Source organism: Arthrobacter cheniae, from assembly GCF_003602275.1.
GTDB classification, from domain to species: Bacteria; Actinomycetota; Actinomycetes; order Actinomycetales; family Micrococcaceae; genus Arthrobacter_D; species Arthrobacter_D cheniae.
On sequence record NZ_QZVT01000017.1, the window covers coordinates 1 to 15,260 of the forward strand.

General features: G+C 61.9%; 17 protein-coding genes. 12 read left to right on the plus strand and 5 right to left on the minus strand.

Annotated features, from left to right (window positions below; genetic code table 11):
* Positions 1 to 35: 35 nt before the first annotated feature.
* The gene (locus D6T63_RS19425; RefSeq protein WP_182977109.1) at positions 36 to 185 is read right to left on the minus strand and encodes a hypothetical protein; all 150 of its coding nucleotides are present in this window, start codon (positions 183 to 185) and stop codon (positions 36 to 38) included.
* A gap of 51 nt (positions 186 to 236) precedes the next feature.
* Between D6T63_RS19425 and D6T63_RS18030 the strand changes: the two genes are divergently transcribed.
* The 6 genes from D6T63_RS18030 to D6T63_RS18055 all read left to right on the plus strand — a co-directional run bounded on the left by D6T63_RS18030 (position 237) and on the right by D6T63_RS18055 (position 5,286).
* On the plus strand, positions 237 to 917 hold the full coding sequence (locus D6T63_RS18030; RefSeq protein WP_147394439.1) for a hypothetical protein: 681 nt from the start codon (positions 237 to 239) through the stop codon (positions 915 to 917).
* 140 nt (positions 918 to 1,057) lie between these two features.
* Positions 1,058 to 1,486 (plus strand): recombinase family protein, encoded by a 429-nt coding sequence (locus D6T63_RS18035; protein WP_235830857.1) that lies wholly within the window; start codon positions 1,058 to 1,060, stop codon positions 1,484 to 1,486.
* A gap of 326 nt (positions 1,487 to 1,812) precedes the next feature.
* The gene (locus D6T63_RS18040) at positions 1,813 to 2,292 is read left to right on the plus strand and encodes a DUF7793 family protein (protein WP_120150679.1); all 480 of its coding nucleotides are present in this window, start codon (positions 1,813 to 1,815) and stop codon (positions 2,290 to 2,292) included.
* 649 nt (positions 2,293 to 2,941) lie between these two features.
* Positions 2,942 to 3,694 (plus strand): GAF and ANTAR domain-containing protein, encoded by a 753-nt coding sequence (locus tag D6T63_RS18045; protein ID WP_120150681.1) that lies wholly within the window; start codon positions 2,942 to 2,944, stop codon positions 3,692 to 3,694.
* The gene (locus tag D6T63_RS18050; RefSeq protein WP_120150683.1) at positions 3,694 to 4,044 is read left to right on the plus strand and encodes a hypothetical protein; all 351 of its coding nucleotides are present in this window, start codon (positions 3,694 to 3,696) and stop codon (positions 4,042 to 4,044) included. The genes D6T63_RS18045 and D6T63_RS18050 overlap by 1 nt, the downstream gene beginning before the upstream one ends.
* Before the next feature lie 243 nt (positions 4,045 to 4,287).
* Entirely contained in the window at positions 4,288 to 5,286 is a 999-nt protein-coding gene (locus D6T63_RS18055; protein WP_235830858.1) for a hypothetical protein, read from the plus strand.
* 186 nt (positions 5,287 to 5,472) lie between these two features.
* Here D6T63_RS18055 and D6T63_RS18060 read toward each other — a convergent pair whose 3' ends face one another.
* Both D6T63_RS18060 and D6T63_RS18065 read right to left on the minus strand, forming a co-directional pair.
* Entirely contained in the window at positions 5,473 to 5,727 is a 255-nt protein-coding gene (locus D6T63_RS18060) for an antitoxin (RefSeq protein WP_120150687.1), read from the minus strand.
* 191 nt (positions 5,728 to 5,918) lie between these two features.
* Positions 5,919 to 6,413 carry a hypothetical protein gene (locus D6T63_RS18065; protein WP_147394440.1) on the minus strand — a complete coding sequence of 165 codons (495 nt, stop codon included), beginning with the start codon at positions 6,411 to 6,413 and terminating at the stop codon, positions 5,919 to 5,921.
* 292 nt (positions 6,414 to 6,705) lie between these two features.
* Here D6T63_RS18065 and D6T63_RS18070 point away from each other — a divergent pair, with 292 nt between their 5' ends.
* Positions 6,706 to 7,500 (plus strand): GAF domain-containing protein, encoded by a 795-nt coding sequence (locus tag D6T63_RS18070; RefSeq protein ID WP_120150691.1) that lies wholly within the window; start codon positions 6,706 to 6,708, stop codon positions 7,498 to 7,500.
* Positions 7,501 to 7,547: 47 nt separating this feature from the next.
* Here D6T63_RS18070 and D6T63_RS18075 read toward each other — a convergent pair whose 3' ends face one another.
* Both D6T63_RS18075 and D6T63_RS19430 read right to left on the minus strand, forming a co-directional pair.
* A complete protein-coding gene (locus tag D6T63_RS18075; protein WP_235830859.1) occupies positions 7,548 to 8,300 on the minus strand; it encodes a GAF and ANTAR domain-containing protein in 753 nt (250 codons plus the stop codon).
* A 15-nt stretch (positions 8,301 to 8,315) separates the two neighbouring features.
* Positions 8,316 to 8,627, minus strand: a complete 312-nt coding sequence (locus tag D6T63_RS19430; RefSeq protein WP_182977110.1) for a hypothetical protein — start codon at positions 8,625 to 8,627, stop codon at positions 8,316 to 8,318.
* 276 nt (positions 8,628 to 8,903) lie between these two features.
* On the opposite strand from D6T63_RS19430, the gene D6T63_RS18085 reads away from it, so the two are divergent.
* From D6T63_RS18085 to D6T63_RS18105, 5 genes are all read left to right on the plus strand, one after another.
* Positions 8,904 to 9,245, plus strand: coding sequence for a SpoIIAA family protein (locus tag D6T63_RS18085; RefSeq protein WP_182977111.1), 342 nt, complete (start codon positions 8,904 to 8,906; stop codon positions 9,243 to 9,245).
* Positions 9,246 to 10,054: 809 nt separating this feature from the next.
* Positions 10,055 to 11,725 carry a sensor histidine kinase gene (locus D6T63_RS18090; RefSeq protein WP_120150695.1) on the plus strand — a complete coding sequence of 557 codons (1,671 nt, stop codon included), beginning with the start codon at positions 10,055 to 10,057 and terminating at the stop codon, positions 11,723 to 11,725.
* A complete protein-coding gene (locus D6T63_RS18095; protein ID WP_120150697.1) occupies positions 11,722 to 12,381 on the plus strand; it encodes a response regulator transcription factor in 660 nt (219 codons plus the stop codon). The genes D6T63_RS18090 and D6T63_RS18095 overlap by 4 nt, the downstream gene beginning before the upstream one ends.
* Positions 12,378 to 13,913, plus strand: a complete 1,536-nt coding sequence (locus tag D6T63_RS18100) for an SLC13 family permease (RefSeq protein WP_120150699.1) — start codon at positions 12,378 to 12,380, stop codon at positions 13,911 to 13,913. The genes D6T63_RS18095 and D6T63_RS18100 overlap by 4 nt, the downstream gene beginning before the upstream one ends.
* A gap of 66 nt (positions 13,914 to 13,979) precedes the next feature.
* Positions 13,980 to 15,197, plus strand: coding sequence for a glycerate kinase family protein (locus D6T63_RS18105; RefSeq protein WP_120150701.1), 1,218 nt, complete (start codon positions 13,980 to 13,982; stop codon positions 15,195 to 15,197).
* Positions 15,198 to 15,260 lie beyond the last annotated feature (63 nt).

A 15,260-nucleotide genomic window follows, 5' to 3' on the forward strand; every position in this document is an offset into this window, starting at 1 on the left:
CGACATCCGCTGCAGTGACAGCTGTTCATGCCCATTCAGATGTTTCTGTGTATGGCGTCGGCGAGGATTTCGGCAGCGATGCCGAGTTCACCGCCCGCGTTGAAGTTGCTGCTACTGGTGTCGAACTTCCAGGAGGAGGCCAAACCCTGTTCCCGGGCCGACGCATGATCGCCCTGTATGGGCATCCAAGCGGACCCTACCTTGGTGCCCTCGGCGAGCAAGACATCGAGGGGACCATGACACGAGTGAAAGAACTCGCCGCCCAGTACGGTCCGTTCAGTGACGAACCAGTAGTGCCGGCACTTGACCTGATTACGACGGTCGCCAGCGCGGATCCCGGCTCGGATGGTGATTATTCGAGCGAAACCCCGATTGAAGACCTCGAACCCTGGATCGATGCGGCCGAGAGCGCAGGGGTCTACGTCATCCTCGACTTCCAGTCCGGTCGCACGGACTTCCTCTCCCAAGTCCGGCTCTACGAGTCACTCCTCGCCCGTCCGTCCGTGGGCTTGGCACTGGATCCCGAGTGGAGGCTCGCCCCGGGTGAACTCCCGCTTGAGCAGATCGGGACCGTCAGTGCCGAGGAGATCAATACGACCTCCGCGTGGCTCGCTGACCTCACACGAAACCAGGACCTCCCGCAGAAGCTGCTGATGGTCCACCAGTTCCGCCTGGACATGATCCGTGGGCGCGAGAACCTCGACGTCTCCCGGAGCGAGCTCGCACTCACCCTGCATGCGGATGGTCACGGCACTCCAGGCCAAAAACTAGACACCTGGGGGGTGCTGCAAAACGAGATGCCGGAAGGAATCTGGCCTTCCTGGAAGAACTTTTACGACGAGGATCAACCCATGCTCACCCCTGAACAGACCTACTCGATCATCAATCCGAAACCCTGGCTTGTCACGTACCAGTAGTCGGCGGGACAACGAGGCCTCAGTCGTTCAATGTCCCACGTGTCTCAGCGGGTCTTAGCTTTCTGGGACACCAGTGCAGATGTTCAAGATGCTCGAGAGACAGGGCTCGTGTCCCGTCCGAATCGACAATCTGTTTACGAGTGTTTGAGGTACGACCAAGTAAGACACTTCTCAAGCGGATCTTCATCGACCATGGTGTGAGCGGCACGATGGCTAGCCGGCCGGAGCTCGACAAGTTGCTTGACCATCTTCGAACTGGTGATGAGGTCATGGTGTGGAAGTTGGACCGGTTGGGGCGCAACACCCGTAACCTGCTCGCGCTCATCGATGACCTGGAACACCGGGGCGTGCACTTCCAAAGTGTCACCGAAGGCATCAGTACTACCGGGCCGATGGGTAGGGTGATGCTCACCGTCATGTCTGCGTTCGCTCAACTCGAGCGCGACCAACTGGCCGAGCGAACCAGGGCAGGTATGGCGGTGGCTGCGGAACACGGCCGGAAAGCCGGCCGGCGGGAGGTCACCACCGATCTTGCAAAGGTCAAGCGGACCCGAGAGTTCAAAGCTTAGGGGCTCGCACCGGCTGATGTCGGGAAGATCAGTGGGGCTAGCCGCGCGACCGTCTACCGCTACTTGAGCATCGACAGCAGTGAGGCCGTCTAGCCGAGGGTCAGCCTCGGTCTTCTGTGCGGTGCGTGATGGGGTCCTGATTGCTGTCCATGCTCAGGGAGAGCGGGAGGTCAAGCTGTTGAGGTTTCTCCAAGTGAGGGTTCACGGCGGGGGAGGAGTCTTCTTAGGCTGGGTAGTTCCTGTCGGCGCCGCTGGTCTGATGTGCATATCCCCGGGTTGGTAGCTACAGATGTATAGATCGTCATCGTGCCTGGAGGTTCGTTGTTGTGAGTAACCAGGACAGTGTCGTCCACAATTTCGACGTCATCCCTGATTTCCTTGTGGAGCGGATCGATCTGTGCGCAGTTCGGGTTTCTCCAACCCGTCATGTTGCGGTGACGGAGGAGCACGCGCTTGCCATCCTCGAGCGGAGCTTCGAGCTCACTGAGCACCGCCCGTACGTGATGTTGGTAGATATGGGTCTAGTCGACGACGTTTCTCGAACAGCCCGACGGGTCCTGATGTCAGCCAGACACATCCTGGCTGCTGCAATGCTCGGCCGGACACCGATGGACCGGATGCTCTCGGCCCCCTACGAGGACGCCGTCTACCCGGCGCAGTATTTCAACGACAAGCAGACCGCAGGGCAGTGGCTGAGCCTGATCCACGATCTGGTGTGTGAGGATCCGATCGAGCACACCATGAGTCTTACCGTTGACCTGGAGCCCTTGAAAACGTGGCCCAGACCTCGACGAACCGGGTACTAAGAGCATCCGCGGAACAAATCGTTAGGTCAGTGCGGGCAGGTCGGTCGTTAGTCCCCGCTGCTCAGGCGAGTGCGACCAGATCGCTGAACGGATGAGGGAAGGTATATGAGTGGTCGGTGAAGGTTTCATCCGGGCGTGGCTCCCCCGGGTCGAGTTCCGGCTCGATGAGGGGTGCATGTGGAATCCTCGAAGGATGACTGTCGACTCAGCGATACTCTCAAAGGCTCTTGCTTCCTCGAAGGCTGGCTTAGGACTCGAAGCCGTCCGTATCGGTCTTGCCTCCGATGTTCTGTCCCTGCTGCCTTCTACCGGCGCTCATCCTGGCGGCAGGAAGCACAGCGCTCCAGCACTGAACGAGGCTCAGCAAACACTTCTGTGCGCTGCCGTCGCGGACCTGCAACGAGCGGACGAGTACCTCCACCTCATCCGCACATCACCCTGAACGCTCCCTTGATTTATAGAAGCGCACTCGACGGTCGAGGTTGGTGGGGTGGGTAGGTGGGCAGGAGTTCACTTCGCACCCCTCGAAACGGCGGGTTGGGACTAGTGTTTAGCTATCGGATGGGGCCGGTATAGGGCTTGTTCGGGGGTTGAGCAGACAGCCATCACGCCAGGGTCCAACGCCCTGTAGGACAACGTGAGGATCCTCATGAGCGATGCACCCCAGATCAATCCCCAGAGCGCCCCCCAAATTGATGAACTCGGTGTCATCATCGGCCGGACCAAAGGCTTCCTTTTGACCGAGCAGACCGTCCAGGATGCGGTGGACGCCCTGGCGGAGGTAGCCCGGGATGTCATCATTCACGCCGATGGCGCGGGTGTGAGCCTCATCCGTGATGGGGACCGTACCAGTGTCGGGGCTACGGACGCGAAGGTACTGGAGGCCGACAATCTGCAGTACACCCTCGGGGAGGGTCCTTGTCTAAGTTCCTGGGCGACGAACCAGTCCCACATCATTGCTGACACGGAAACGGATACCCGCTGGAAGCGATGGGCTGCCACTGCAGCCACCGCGGGAGTGCGTTCCTGCTTGAGCGTTCCTCTTATCCGGGGCATGGACACTATTGGTGCGATGAAGGTGTACGCGGGTACACCGGATGCTTTCACTACCGATGACCAGCGGCTTCTGGTGAATCTGGCGAAATCGGCGGCAGCCTTGCTGGGGCATGTGCAGGCCAGTGACACCCCTCAGCGCATCAGTGACGAAGTCAGTGACTCGCTTCGAACCCGGGACACCGTCGGTATTGCCCGCGGCATCCTCATGGAACGCCACGACCTGGGCCGCGACGAAGCCCTCGCCCGCATCACCGCCCTCTCAAGCGAAACCAACACCCCGGTCAGCGACCTCACCGCTACCATCGCAGAACGTAAGAATGGCATCGACCCCAGCGAGGCCTCCTAGTGGATAGGTCGAAAGAGGATCATCAGCGACAGGGCACCGCTGCGGCGATCCATGCCGCACCCTTCACCGTGCAGGAGGTGTGGTTGCGCTACTTCAGCTCGGCTGGGGATGTCGATGAGTACGAAGTGGACGCGTACCTCAGCGGGATGATTGTTCTCCCACCAGTTGAATGTGACCTCATCGCCCACGCCGTGAACGAGCTCATTGATGAGATCCCGGCCCTGCCACGTGCCCCTTACCAGAACGACCTGCCACCCCAACAAACACCTGAACAAACACGTGAGCAAGCACCCGAGCAAGCTGCTCAGCAAGCAGCTCAGCAAACACGGCCCGCGACGGCCATCGACTGATTTACCGATGAGCGGGCACCCAACACCGGGTACCGGGCTCCGGCGATCGAGGGGGGCAACGTCAGCATTGCTCAATGAGTGAGTCCTATCGACATACAACCTTATTGAATCGGGCTGGTAGGACGGCGTCGTAATTCCCTTCTGCTTACTAGATTTTCTCGCACGTAGGGTGAGCAGATGTATGCGGGAACTGATGTGCTGCTGGTAGGGCCTCGTGGACGACGCCTGTGCCTGGAACTAGCAATGGACTTGAACCCCTCGATCAGGTCCGCCGTATTCTGGCTCGCCCATAAGCTCGATCCGGGTAAGGGAACCTCCCGCGTGATGTTGACTGCTACGTCCAAGGAAAAACCGGACCAGCCGCCGAGGCCTTCCATCGCAAACCTCATCACCAAATTCAACTCGCTTGATATGACGCGGGCTGGGCTTGGCGACATCGACCGTGCTCTGGCTCAAGCCGTCGATACATCTCGGCCCTGGCAGGAACCGGACGGAGAGGACGTCCTCGCAGCACTCCCTGAGATCAAAGCCGCTCTTGCCCCGATCGCACAGCAGGTGATGATGGCATCGTCCACGCAGTGGTGGTCACGCAGCCGGCAGATCGAGCAGTGGACTATCGACTGGCGACCAGCAAAGGATCCCGCACCTCTACCCAGGCAACCATCACAAGCCCTAGGTGCGTGGGCCCGCGACACACGCGCCGAGGAGGTCCGCGCCGAGAAGGAAAGACCCCGAAATCCTCACGCCAACTGGTCCGGAACGTGGTGGTCCTTCCCGCAAGGAACCCTGCAATCGGTTGGACGGGTACCGCTGGGCCTGAACCTCTTCGAGGACTCCTTCGGCTGGGAGCACGCCACGGTGATCCCCGTGCGTGGCGCCGGCCGCACCTACGAGGTGCATACCGAGGACGACTGGGTGTCACTGTGCCGTGAGTACCCGTTAGGGGTCACGGCATCTCGGCGTCATGACTGGTTCCGTTGTACCGGGCATGACGGCAGGTGGGTGATTCCGGACTGGGAGAAGGTCGCGGAGCGGTGGGACGCGGTGCACCTGACAGTCCTGGCGTACCTCAGTAGCGCCAATCGTGCGCTGCAGGTCGACGCCGGCACGTCCACGGTCCTTGCAGGCTGGAATCCCGATACGACTATCTGGTTGACCGATGTTGCGCGAGAGTGGGCGGGCCCACGGCAGCAGTGGCAGCGCTCTACCTATCAGCAGGTTTGGACCACAACCCTAGTGTGATCCGACAGGTCACTCCCAAGAGCTGGCACTTCTGATACGAAACTCGATGAGACAAGTTACCGAGGCAGACGGAGGCTTGTGACTCTGGGGGAGTGGAAGCTCAGTGTGGGATAGCCGCAGGTGTCTTATAAAGGTTTGGGTTTTCGAGATGGTTGCTACAACAAACCTGGTTTGCTGGCAGTTGCATTAGCTCCTGGGCCCGAAGCTGGGGTCATCTTCGTTGCGACCGTGACCACCGTTTTTCCTATTGATCTTGGTCAGGGCGTCTGCGGCTTTGGTTTGGGCTCCTGTGATGTGGCGTGAGTACTTGCCGTGTGTTCTTTTGTTGGCGAAGTCTCCTGCTTTGGCGATGCCGTTGTTCACCTTGTCGGGGTTGTTGCTGATGAATTGGAGTGCCTTGGATGCGAGGGATTTTTTGCCTCGGCCGCCGAACAGTCCCATGAGGGGTTCCTTTCCGTTGACGAGGAGACTTGATGCGGTCTCCTGAAGTACCGAGTGTAGGTGTGCGGGATGAGGGAAATGTGGGAGTTCGGGCCAGTCCCGTTCTGACATTGGGCTGACCTCGTTGTCGACCTCATTGTCGGTTAGCCGGTTAGCCGGTTAGCCGGTTAGCCGGTCAGCCGGTCAGCCGGTCAGCTGGTCAGGTGGGTGGGGAGGTAGGGCTGGTAGGGGTCGAGGGTTCCGTCGACGACGGGGACCAGGAGCTCGACGTCACCAGCATCAGTGGTGGCCGTCAGGCTGGTTCGTGCCCCGGGTGCATCTCCTGCCGTTTGCAGGAGCGTCTCGAGTGTGTCCAGGGTGGCGCTGCCTTGAGCCGGCACGGTTACGGTGATGTCTTCGTCGTCGTCGGTGATGGTCACCTCCAAGGGTTGGTCTCCGTTGTTTTCGAAGGTACCCAGGAGTCGGGCCGGGTCGCCCTCGTCACGGGTGACAAGCAGGACGCTGCGCAGATCGAGTTCACCGATGCTCTTGTCGTCCCCGACGGCGGTCGAGTTCCAATTGTCCTCTCCGCCCGTCGCGCAACCGGTCAGGATGCCGAGACCAGCTCCGAGGAGCCCGCACCTGATCATCAGGCGGTGTCGGTTTCCTCGGACAGTCCCGTGGTGTGTCACAGTGTTTCCGGTCATTGGGTCGCCTCTGCTTCGTCGCCTCGTAAGGGTGTCGTGCTCGAGTTCCTCCTTTGACCATACGTACCTCGAAAGGGTCAGGGATACCGATGATGCGCGACCGCAACAAGACTCCAAGCTGCTGACCAGCCATCATCACGCTGGCATCCAGTAACGGACCGATGGGTTTGCTGGCCTGGGAGACGATGGTAGGCGGTTACTCTTATGTAATAAGGGTGCTTATTATTACGGGCTTCATCAGGTGGCTGGTTACGGCGTGCTGTGATTCCGGTTGGCCGCTACCGAGGTGTGCATGGACGGGCAAGTTCAGATCAAGATCACCACGTTTGCTCTGGCCGAAGCGGGTCTGAGTATTGAGGACCTGTGGGTGCGGTACTACGGGCTCGGTGGTGTTCTTTCCGCCTTTGAGGTTCAGGCTTACCTGGCCGGTCTTCTGTCGCTTCCCCTGCCTGAGCGGAACCTGCTGGCCGAGGCCACCAACGAACTGCTGGAGCCGACGCTGATACAGATTCGGGTGCCCACTGACGGGCAGGACGAAGCGGACCTTTCCGGTGAGGACTCCCGGCGAGGGCTCGGGGCGGCGGGCGCATTCCTGTTTAGCGCTGACGAGCAGGAGAGCGAACGCCTCGGCGCACTGGATCGGACTCATTTGCTCGATTCGATACCCGAGGCCCGCTTCGACCGGTATACCCGGCAGGCCAAGGACCATTTCCAGGTCAGCTCAGCGATCATCGCGCTGCTTGATGATCGGCGGATGTTCCTCAAGTCGGTGCTTGGACCCGTGGAACAGAACCTTCCCAGGGAGATCACGTTCTGCCACGCCACGATCCGCAATGCCGGCCCGCTGATCATCAAGGACACCCTGGACGATGAACGCTTCAAAGCCAACCCTCTTGTCCTCGGGGAGCCCTACATCCGCTTCTACGCCGGGTACCCGCTACGTGGGCCCGGGGGGTGGACTGTCGGCACGCTTTGTGTCATCGACCAGAAACCGCGTAAATTTTCGGCCCGCGACGGCCGGTTCCTGCGGAAACTGGCGGTCCTCGTCGAGGACGAAATCAACATCCCGCCCGCGGACGCCCAGTAGTCAGTAGTCAGGAACCACCGGACCTGTCCTTGGACCAGGGCAGTGGTTCAGCTGAAATGTGTGCGGATGGGCCGGGTCTGGCCGACCGAGGTGAGGATCCCGGCCGAGAGGTCCTTGAGCTTCACGTTCCGGGCGGATGAAGCCCGGCGGAGGATGGTGATGGCTTCGTCCTGGTCGCACCGGTTCTGCGCCATGATCGCACCGACCGCCATATCGATCGCGGTCCGCGATTCCATCGCGACCTGGCGATTCCGGGATTCATCGCCAAGGTGTGCGATCTTCACCGCCAGGCGCAGGGATCGGGACGCCTCCCGTGCGACCCGTTCAGCGACTCGGATCGCCTTGTCGTCGAACACGTCGGGTGTCATCGAGTAGAAGTCCAGGCCGGCACTGGCCCCTGCCTCGAGCCGGACCGGCGCGCCCAACGCGGACCGGATTCCGTGTGCGGCGATTGCTTCCCGATATGCCGGGAACCGATCCTCTGTCAGGAAATCCGGGATATGGACGGTATATCCCTCACGAGCGGCACGCAGACACGGCCCGTCGTCGAAGCCGTACTGGATCTCGTCCATGCGCTGCGCCTCGTCGCTGCTGCTCGCCACCGTGACCATGGATCTGGGGCGCAACAACGTGACCCCGCAAAACACTTCACCGTAGGAGGTAGCGAATGACTTTGCCGCGATCTCAACCAGACCAGTGAGGAACGACTGAACGTCCTCGCTCTCGAGCACCATGTCCTGCAACACCGCGCTCACGCCGTCCTGCACCGCCTCGTGCGCTAATTCCTGCTCATCAGGCACGGAAACCTCCCGGTCTCACAAACCCGCGGCGCAAACGATTGGAACGGAATCAACCAAAGGACCAGCGCCGGAATCAGTGTCGGATTCAGTGGCTGAGTTATGGACCGAAATAACAGCATCTGAGTGCGCGGACGCGATGTCGCGGACGTCGAGCTCCTCAGTGACGTCCTCAAGGCGGCTTTCCGTCTCCAGGGACGGCCCGTCCTCGTGCACGTACTCGTAGTCCAGTTCCCGATGAAGTTTGCTGTTGAGGACCTCGACCTCGACCAACTGCAAGACATTTAGATCCTCGGGGAACGGTTTAAACGGGGTAATCCTGGTGCTCATCTCATGCTCAATTCAGACGCGGTAGGCGGAAGGCGGGAGTAAAAAAAGCTGTGCAGAAGAGAACAGGACTGTGCCGGCAGGGTAACGATCCGAACCAGCCGATCCGAAGCCTACGCCTGCTAGGAAGGGTTCCCGGTAGAGAGGTGGTTCGGGGCGGGGGGTTAGAGGACGGCTATTTTGTCGTTGCGTTGCCGATTGCCGACGGTGATGAGTACGGCGACTCCGGGGAGTCGTTGCACATGGTTCTCGACGGCTTCGGCGAGACAAGGAGACACTGTGGTGTTGTTCGAGGCCTCTCGCGAGGAAGATTACCTTTGCTTGCGCTGGACCGCCGGGGCGCATATCACCTACGCTGACGCGGTCGAAGCAGCACTGGCTCTGTCGACTTTGCCCGGGCCGAAACCCGCGCCGTTGCTCGTACACATCACAGGCATCGCCTCAGTATCCATAGGAGCCCGGACAGGGATGCTCGCCTACAGGAGATTTTCGCGGGTCGCGGTCGTGGGGGAGAGGCCCATGGATGAGATGCTTGCTGCCTTTGCAGCTCGGGCCTCAATGCCCGTCCGCTATTTCACAACAGAACTGACCGCCCTCGAGTGGCTCTTCCGTCGAGGCTAGGATGCTCCGGCATGAGCCGGATGGCGCTTCCGCACATGGGCGGCTTCCGGACTGACACCACCGGCTTCAGTGGAGTTCGAATTCAATACGCAGGGTGCATCACCCTCCAGCGGAATCCCACCCCATCTTTCCTCATGGTGAAAGTTCAGATCACGAGATTACCTATTGGCTCCTTATGAAGAAATCCTCATTTGGGCTTCATGAAGAGCTCATCAGAGTAGGTCACAGTTGATTCAGTGAACCAGTCGCCTCTTCGAAGGGCAGTGTCGATGCAGCATCACCGTCCCTGTAGGCGCGGCGAACCATACTCAGCCTTTGGGGCAAGCATGTTGTTCGGAGTATCGCGCTTACTTGTAGTTTCCACTTGCACCACAACTTCAGGAGATGACAATGTCGCTCGCCCCTCGCATCCTTGCTGCAGCAGGGCTGCTCGCCGTACCAGCGCTACTGGCGGTAGGGAGTCAGGCACTGAGCCGACCAGCGGATGTGCCGCTGGAAGAGCGACAGGTCGTTGTCGTCGATCTAGCAACGACGGAGCCTACTGACCCCGGCGCCGGCGGAGAGGGTACGGCCACGACCGAGCCTGAACCCGGAGCGTCTCCTAAATCGCTCGTACCACCGTCAGAACCTCCCACAACGGCCCCATCTCAGCCCGAACCTGCTCCGGCTCCTGCTCCGGTTCCTGCTCCGGTTACTCCTGAGGACCAGGGAGTGTCCGGTCTGGTAGAGCGGGAAGTTTTCGACGACGACGTCGATGATGACGGCGGGGACTTTGACGGCGACGTGGTTGCCCCGGATGGAGAGGACTGATGGCGCGCGCGCAAAATTCAGCCGTCAACACATCGTCGCCTAGCTACTCAAACTCCGGGCCAGCCAAACCTCTGGCGGGGTCCTCGGTATCTGCGCGATGGCGCATCGTTGGTTGGATCGTCCTGACCACGGCCCTGGCCCTCGTCGCCCTGCTCGTCACCGTTCGCTCGCTCTTGATTGCCGGCGTCGATCAGGACGCGAACGACGACGTCGTCCAGGAGGTGCAGGAATTTACGACTTTCGCTGGGGAAGCGGTAGATCCTCTGACCGCGCAGCCGTACACCTCGGTGAGTGAATTGCTCAAGCGTTACCTGTCGCGCCAGAACGCCGCTGCCGGTGAGGTGATTCTCGGTCTGACGGGGGACGAGGTGCTGTACCTCGGTTCCTCCGGGCGGGGCAGCAATGACGATTACCGCTTGTCAGCGGACTCGGTGCTGTTGCAGGAATTGCGCGACGATTCTGCGGCGTCCGGTGTCCGTGAGACCGAAGCGGGCACGATGCGGTGGGGCAAGGTCGATGTTCAGGCAGGCACCGAGAATGGGACGTTGATTATTGCCGAATTCACCAATGATCGCTATGAGCAGGTCCAGGAGACTGTGACCGTCATCTTCTTCGTGGCGCTCGGCGGGCTGCTGTTCACCGCCGGTATTGCCTGGCTCGTGGCCGGCCAGATCCTGCGGCCGATCAGGGATGTGCGGCGTGTAGCGGCCGAAATCACCGAATCTGATTTGACGGCCCGCGTACCGGTGCAGGGGCGCGACGACGTCGCGGCCCTGGCTGTCACGTTCAACGACATGCTGGACCGCCTCGAGCAGTCCTATGTCACGCAGCGGCGCTTCATTGAAGACGCCAGTCACGAGCTGCGAACCCCGATCACCATCATCCGCGGACACCTCGAACTCATCGATGATGATCCAGCGAGCCGGGCAGCCACGCTGTCCTTGGTCAACGGTGAGCTGTCCCGCATGGCCCGGATCGTGTCGGATCTCCTACTGCTGGTCAAAGCCGAACGCCCCGACTTCGTCCAGCCGACACCGGTGGACGTCGCCGAACTGATGCTCGACCTCGAGGCCAAAGTACAGGCGCTCGGTGACCGCCGCTGGCTCCTGATGGAAGTCGCCGAGGGCGTGGTCACCCTCGATAGCCAGCGCATCACACAGGCAGTGCTCCAACTCGGCGCCAACGCCGTCCAGTACACACCCGAGGGGTCCGACATCAAGCTCGGGTCCGGCTTTGAAGGCACGGGTAATGAGCGGCAGCTTCGGATATGGGTTCAGGACACCGGCCCCGGTGTGACGGAGGAAGAAGCTGCTGTGATCTTCGAACGCTTCCAGCACGGTTCGGCGAATTCCCTGCCCTCCGACAGACTGCACAGCAGCGGTCGTCGCGGCGGCGCGGGACTCGGGCTATCGATCGTACGGGCCATTACCGACGGCCACAGCGGCTCGGCCTGGGTCCGCAGCGAACCCGGCCTCGGTTCGACCTTCGGATTACTTCTACCTGCGCCCGAGTCCGTCCCCGGACGACCAGGCGTCGCACCATCGCGCCCGCCCACAGTGGCCGCCGACCGGACTCTGCCTCCGCCGTCAAACATCGACTCTCCCGATCGAGCCCCGATCACCGCTGAGCTGCCTGTCATCGGACACCCCTTGCCGAAGGAAACATCATGAGCCACATCCTCATCGCAGAAGATGACCCACACGTCGCCTCATTCATCAAAAAAGGCCTGCAAGCAGCCGGGTATTCCACCGAACATGCAGCCGACGGAGAGACAGCGCTCTTCCTCGCGCGAGCATCAGGCTTCGACCTCATCATCCTCGACATCGGCCTACCCCTCATGGACGGTTTCAAGGTCCTCGCCCAGATACGGGGTGAGGGTGTGAGGACGCCTGTGATCGTCCTCACCGCCAGAGACAGCGTCCCCGACACCGTGGCCGGACTGGAGGGAGGCGCCAACGACTACATGACCAAACCCTTCGATGTCTCGGAACTCCTGGCACGTATCCGCTTACGCCTGGTGGACCGGGCACCTGCGGCGGACGGCAACGTCATCAAGCACAAGGGCCTGTCTCTCGATCTCCACTCGAGGAGGGCACGTATCGGTGAAGAATCAGTTGAACTGACGTCGCGCGAGTTCGCGATCCTGGAAGTGTTCCTACGCCATCCCGACCGCGTCATCTCCCGCGAACAGCTCTTGAGCCAGGTCTGGGGTTATGACTTCGACCCGGGATCCAACGTCGTGGACGTCTACGTCCGCGCCCTGCGCGCGAAGATCGGTGCAGAGCGCATCGAGACCATCCGGGGAGCAGGGTACCGGTTGCCATGACCCTGATCGAGCACTCCACCACACCTCCCTCCCGTATCAAGGAGACACCCGGGATCGCACCCGCCCAAACTGCCCGAGCCCGGGCTGCTGCTCGCCGCTCGCTCATCATCCGTGTAGTAGCCGCGACCCTCGGTTTGGCTATCGCCGCCGCTGTCATCGTCGCCGCCCAGCAACCCGACACAGATTTGTCGCCGCAGGGCGCGATAACACTGATGGTTTTCGTTCTTGCCGTGTGGCTCTGGATCTTCACCGCGATCGATGACACCTATATCGCGCTCGGGGCAGCCACGGTCCTGGTCCTCACCGGGACCATGGACACCAGCGCCCTCTTCTCGACCCTTGGTGAGGAAACTATCTGGCTCCTCCTGGCGGCCTTCGTCATTGCAGCCGGGGTCCGCGCCTCGGGTCTCGCCAACCGTGGGGCAGCCTTCATCATCACCGGTGCGACGACACCACGGCAGCTTGCGCACCTGACGACCCTCGCACTCGTCGTCACAACGTTCGCGGTCCCCTCGACCTCCGGACGTGCTGCCTTGGCGCTACCGGTGTTCCTCGCCCTGCGGCAAGCCCTCGCGGGACGCACTGCGCTCATCAAGGCTCTCGCGATCCTCTTCCCATCGGTGATCCTGCTCTCGGCAGTCGGATCCTTCCTCGGGGCCGGCGCGCACCTCATCACCAGCCAGATCCTTGAGACAGCGACGGGCCAGGGTTTCGACTTCGCCACCTGGCTCCTCCTCGGCCTGCCGCTCGCACTCGTCGCCTCCCACCTCTGCGCGGAAATCGTTCTGCGCATGTTCACATCAGCCAAGGACCGCGGAGAAAAACTGCGCATCAACTCCGAGGACCTGGAACAACACTCCGACACCCCCGTCACCGGGCCTCTGACCGTCGCCGAATCGCGGGCCGCCCTCCTGCTGGGTGCCGTCGTCGTACTGTGGTGCACCGAACCGCTCCACGGTCTCCATCCAGCACTCGTGGCGCTGATCGGCGCCCTGGTCGCAGCGTCACCGAGTTACGGGTCGGTAGACCTCGCAAAGGGACTGAAATCGGTGCCGTGGTCCTTACTGCTCTTCATGGCCGCGACCCTGGCACTGGGCAACGCCCTCGTCTCCACCGGCGCAGCGGAATGGCTGGCGGGCGGGGCGCTGGAGCCCATCCAGTCCCTCGGTATCGCAGCCGCCCCCCTCTTCGTGGTCCTCGTCGTGCTCATCTCGACCTTCGCGCACCTCGTCATCCAGAGCAGGTCCGCGCGCTCGGCAGTCCTGATCCCCATCGTCATCGCCCTGTCACCCACCGTAGGAGTGGACCCGATGGCCGCAGCCTTCGCCTCGACTGCGGCTGCCGGCTTCTGCCACACCCTCACGAGCTCAGCGAAACCGGTGGCGATGTTCGCCGCGGTGGACGGCATCGAAACCTACTCGGCGAAGGACCTGCTGCGGCTGTCGACACTCCTGGCACCCGTCAACGTCGCCCTCGTGCTGCTCTTCAGCTTCCTGATCTGGCCGCTCCTTGGCCTGCCGCTCTTCCCCTGATTCCCCTGATTTCCCAGATTCCCCGCACATCCACAGATACCCGCCCTTCCTATAAGGAGAACGACTATGGCAGTCCCGCAGCGCATCCTCATCGCTCCCAGCGGTTTCAAGGAATCCCTCGACGCCGAAACGGTGGCACGCTCCATCGCTGCCGGTGTGCGGCGCGTCCTTCCTGGCGTCCAGATCACCGCGGTACCGATCGCCGACGGCGGTGAGGGCACCGCAGCGACCCTCGCCGCGGCGACCGGCGGTGTGCTCGTACCCGTGAATGTGACCGGGCCGGTGGGCGAACCGGTCGAATCGCACTTCGCGCGCCTCGGCGGCAGCGCCACCGGCACGGCCGTCGTCGAGATGGCTGCTGCGGCTGGGCTTCGCCTCGTGCCGCGCAAACTCCGCAACCCCGGAGCCACGACGACGTACGGTGTCGGAGAACTGATCCGCGCAGCCCTTGACGAGGGTATCCGGACCATCGTGATCGGCTGCGGCGACAGTGGAACGAGCGACGGCGGCGCTGGCGCCCTGCAAGCCCTTGGCGCGAGAGTGCTCGACGCGAAGGGCCGGGACCTCCCGTTCGGCGGATCAGCCCTCATCAAGGCCGAGCACCTCGACCTGTCCGGACTGCATCCTGCACTCCAAGAAGCGACGATCATCCTCGCCTGCAACCAGCACAACGTGCTGTGCGGCAAGAAAGGCGTGGCCCGCGTGTTCGGACCCCAGAAGGGCGCATCACCGAAGCAGGTGGACGAACTCGCCAAAGCGATGCGGCAGTGGGCCCGAGTGCTCGAACGTGACGGCTTGGCTGAAGGAGTCGACTACTGCACCGGCCCTGGCACGGGTGCTTCCGGCGGACTGGGTGCGGGACTCGCGGCCCTCGGCGCCAAGCTCGTACCTCGTTTCGAGGCCCTGATCGACAGCGGCCTTGCAGGAATTGACCTCGACGCCCTCATGCAGAAGGCAGACCTTGTCATCACCGCGGAGGGAGCCATCGATTTCCAGACTCCTAACGGAAAGGTGCCCGCCGTCGTTGCGCGTAGGGCACAGCTCGCAGGTGTACCCGTGCTGGCCCTCGCTGGCTCCCTCGGTAAGGGCGCCCCCGACGTGCACGACATCGGCATCGACGCGATCGCATCCATCATGACCATCCCCATGAACCTGGAGGATGCCGTAGCCAATGGAGAGCGACTTCTCATAGAAGCAACCGAGCGCACCATGCGGCTGCTGCTCCTCGGCGCCGCGGTTTCCTCCGCCATCGACACCCGACACCATGAACTGCGACCATCCTGACCCGTCGCAGCACCTCCAAGTGCAGGTCCAGTAGAACGATCCCCATTGACGCCGACCGCCACC

Bases quoted from the DNA above. Each gene is read 5' to 3' on its own strand.
- D6T63_RS19425 (WP_182977109.1), bottom strand. From the start codon at position 185: ATGCCCATACAGGGCGATCATGCGTCGGCCCGGGAACAGGGTTTGGCC.
- D6T63_RS18030 (WP_147394439.1), top strand. From the start codon at position 237: ATGACACGAGTGAAAGAACTCGCCGCCCAGTACGGTCCGTTCAGTGAC.
- D6T63_RS18045 (WP_120150681.1), top strand. From the start codon at position 2,942: ATGAGCGATGCACCCCAGATCAATCCCCAGAGCGCCCCCCAAATTGAT.
- D6T63_RS18055 (WP_235830858.1), top strand. From the start codon at position 4,288: ATGGACTTGAACCCCTCGATCAGGTCCGCCGTATTCTGGCTCGCCCAT.
- D6T63_RS18060 (WP_120150687.1), bottom strand. From the start codon at position 5,727: ATGGGACTGTTCGGCGGCCGAGGCAAAAAATCCCTCGCATCCAAGGCA.
- D6T63_RS18065 (WP_147394440.1), bottom strand. From the start codon at position 6,413: ATGACCGGAAACACTGTGACACACCACGGGACTGTCCGAGGAAACCGA.
- D6T63_RS18070 (WP_120150691.1), top strand. From the start codon at position 6,706: ATGGACGGGCAAGTTCAGATCAAGATCACCACGTTTGCTCTGGCCGAA.
- D6T63_RS19430 (WP_182977110.1), bottom strand. From the start codon at position 8,627: ATGAGCACCAGGATTACCCCGTTTAAACCGTTCCCCGAGGATCTAAAT.
- D6T63_RS18090 (WP_120150695.1), top strand. From the start codon at position 10,055: ATGGCGCGCGCGCAAAATTCAGCCGTCAACACATCGTCGCCTAGCTAC.
- D6T63_RS18095 (WP_120150697.1), top strand. From the start codon at position 11,722: ATGAGCCACATCCTCATCGCAGAAGATGACCCACACGTCGCCTCATTC.
- D6T63_RS18100 (WP_120150699.1), top strand. From the start codon at position 12,378: ATGACCCTGATCGAGCACTCCACCACACCTCCCTCCCGTATCAAGGAG.
- D6T63_RS18105 (WP_120150701.1), top strand. From the start codon at position 13,980: ATGGCAGTCCCGCAGCGCATCCTCATCGCTCCCAGCGGTTTCAAGGAA.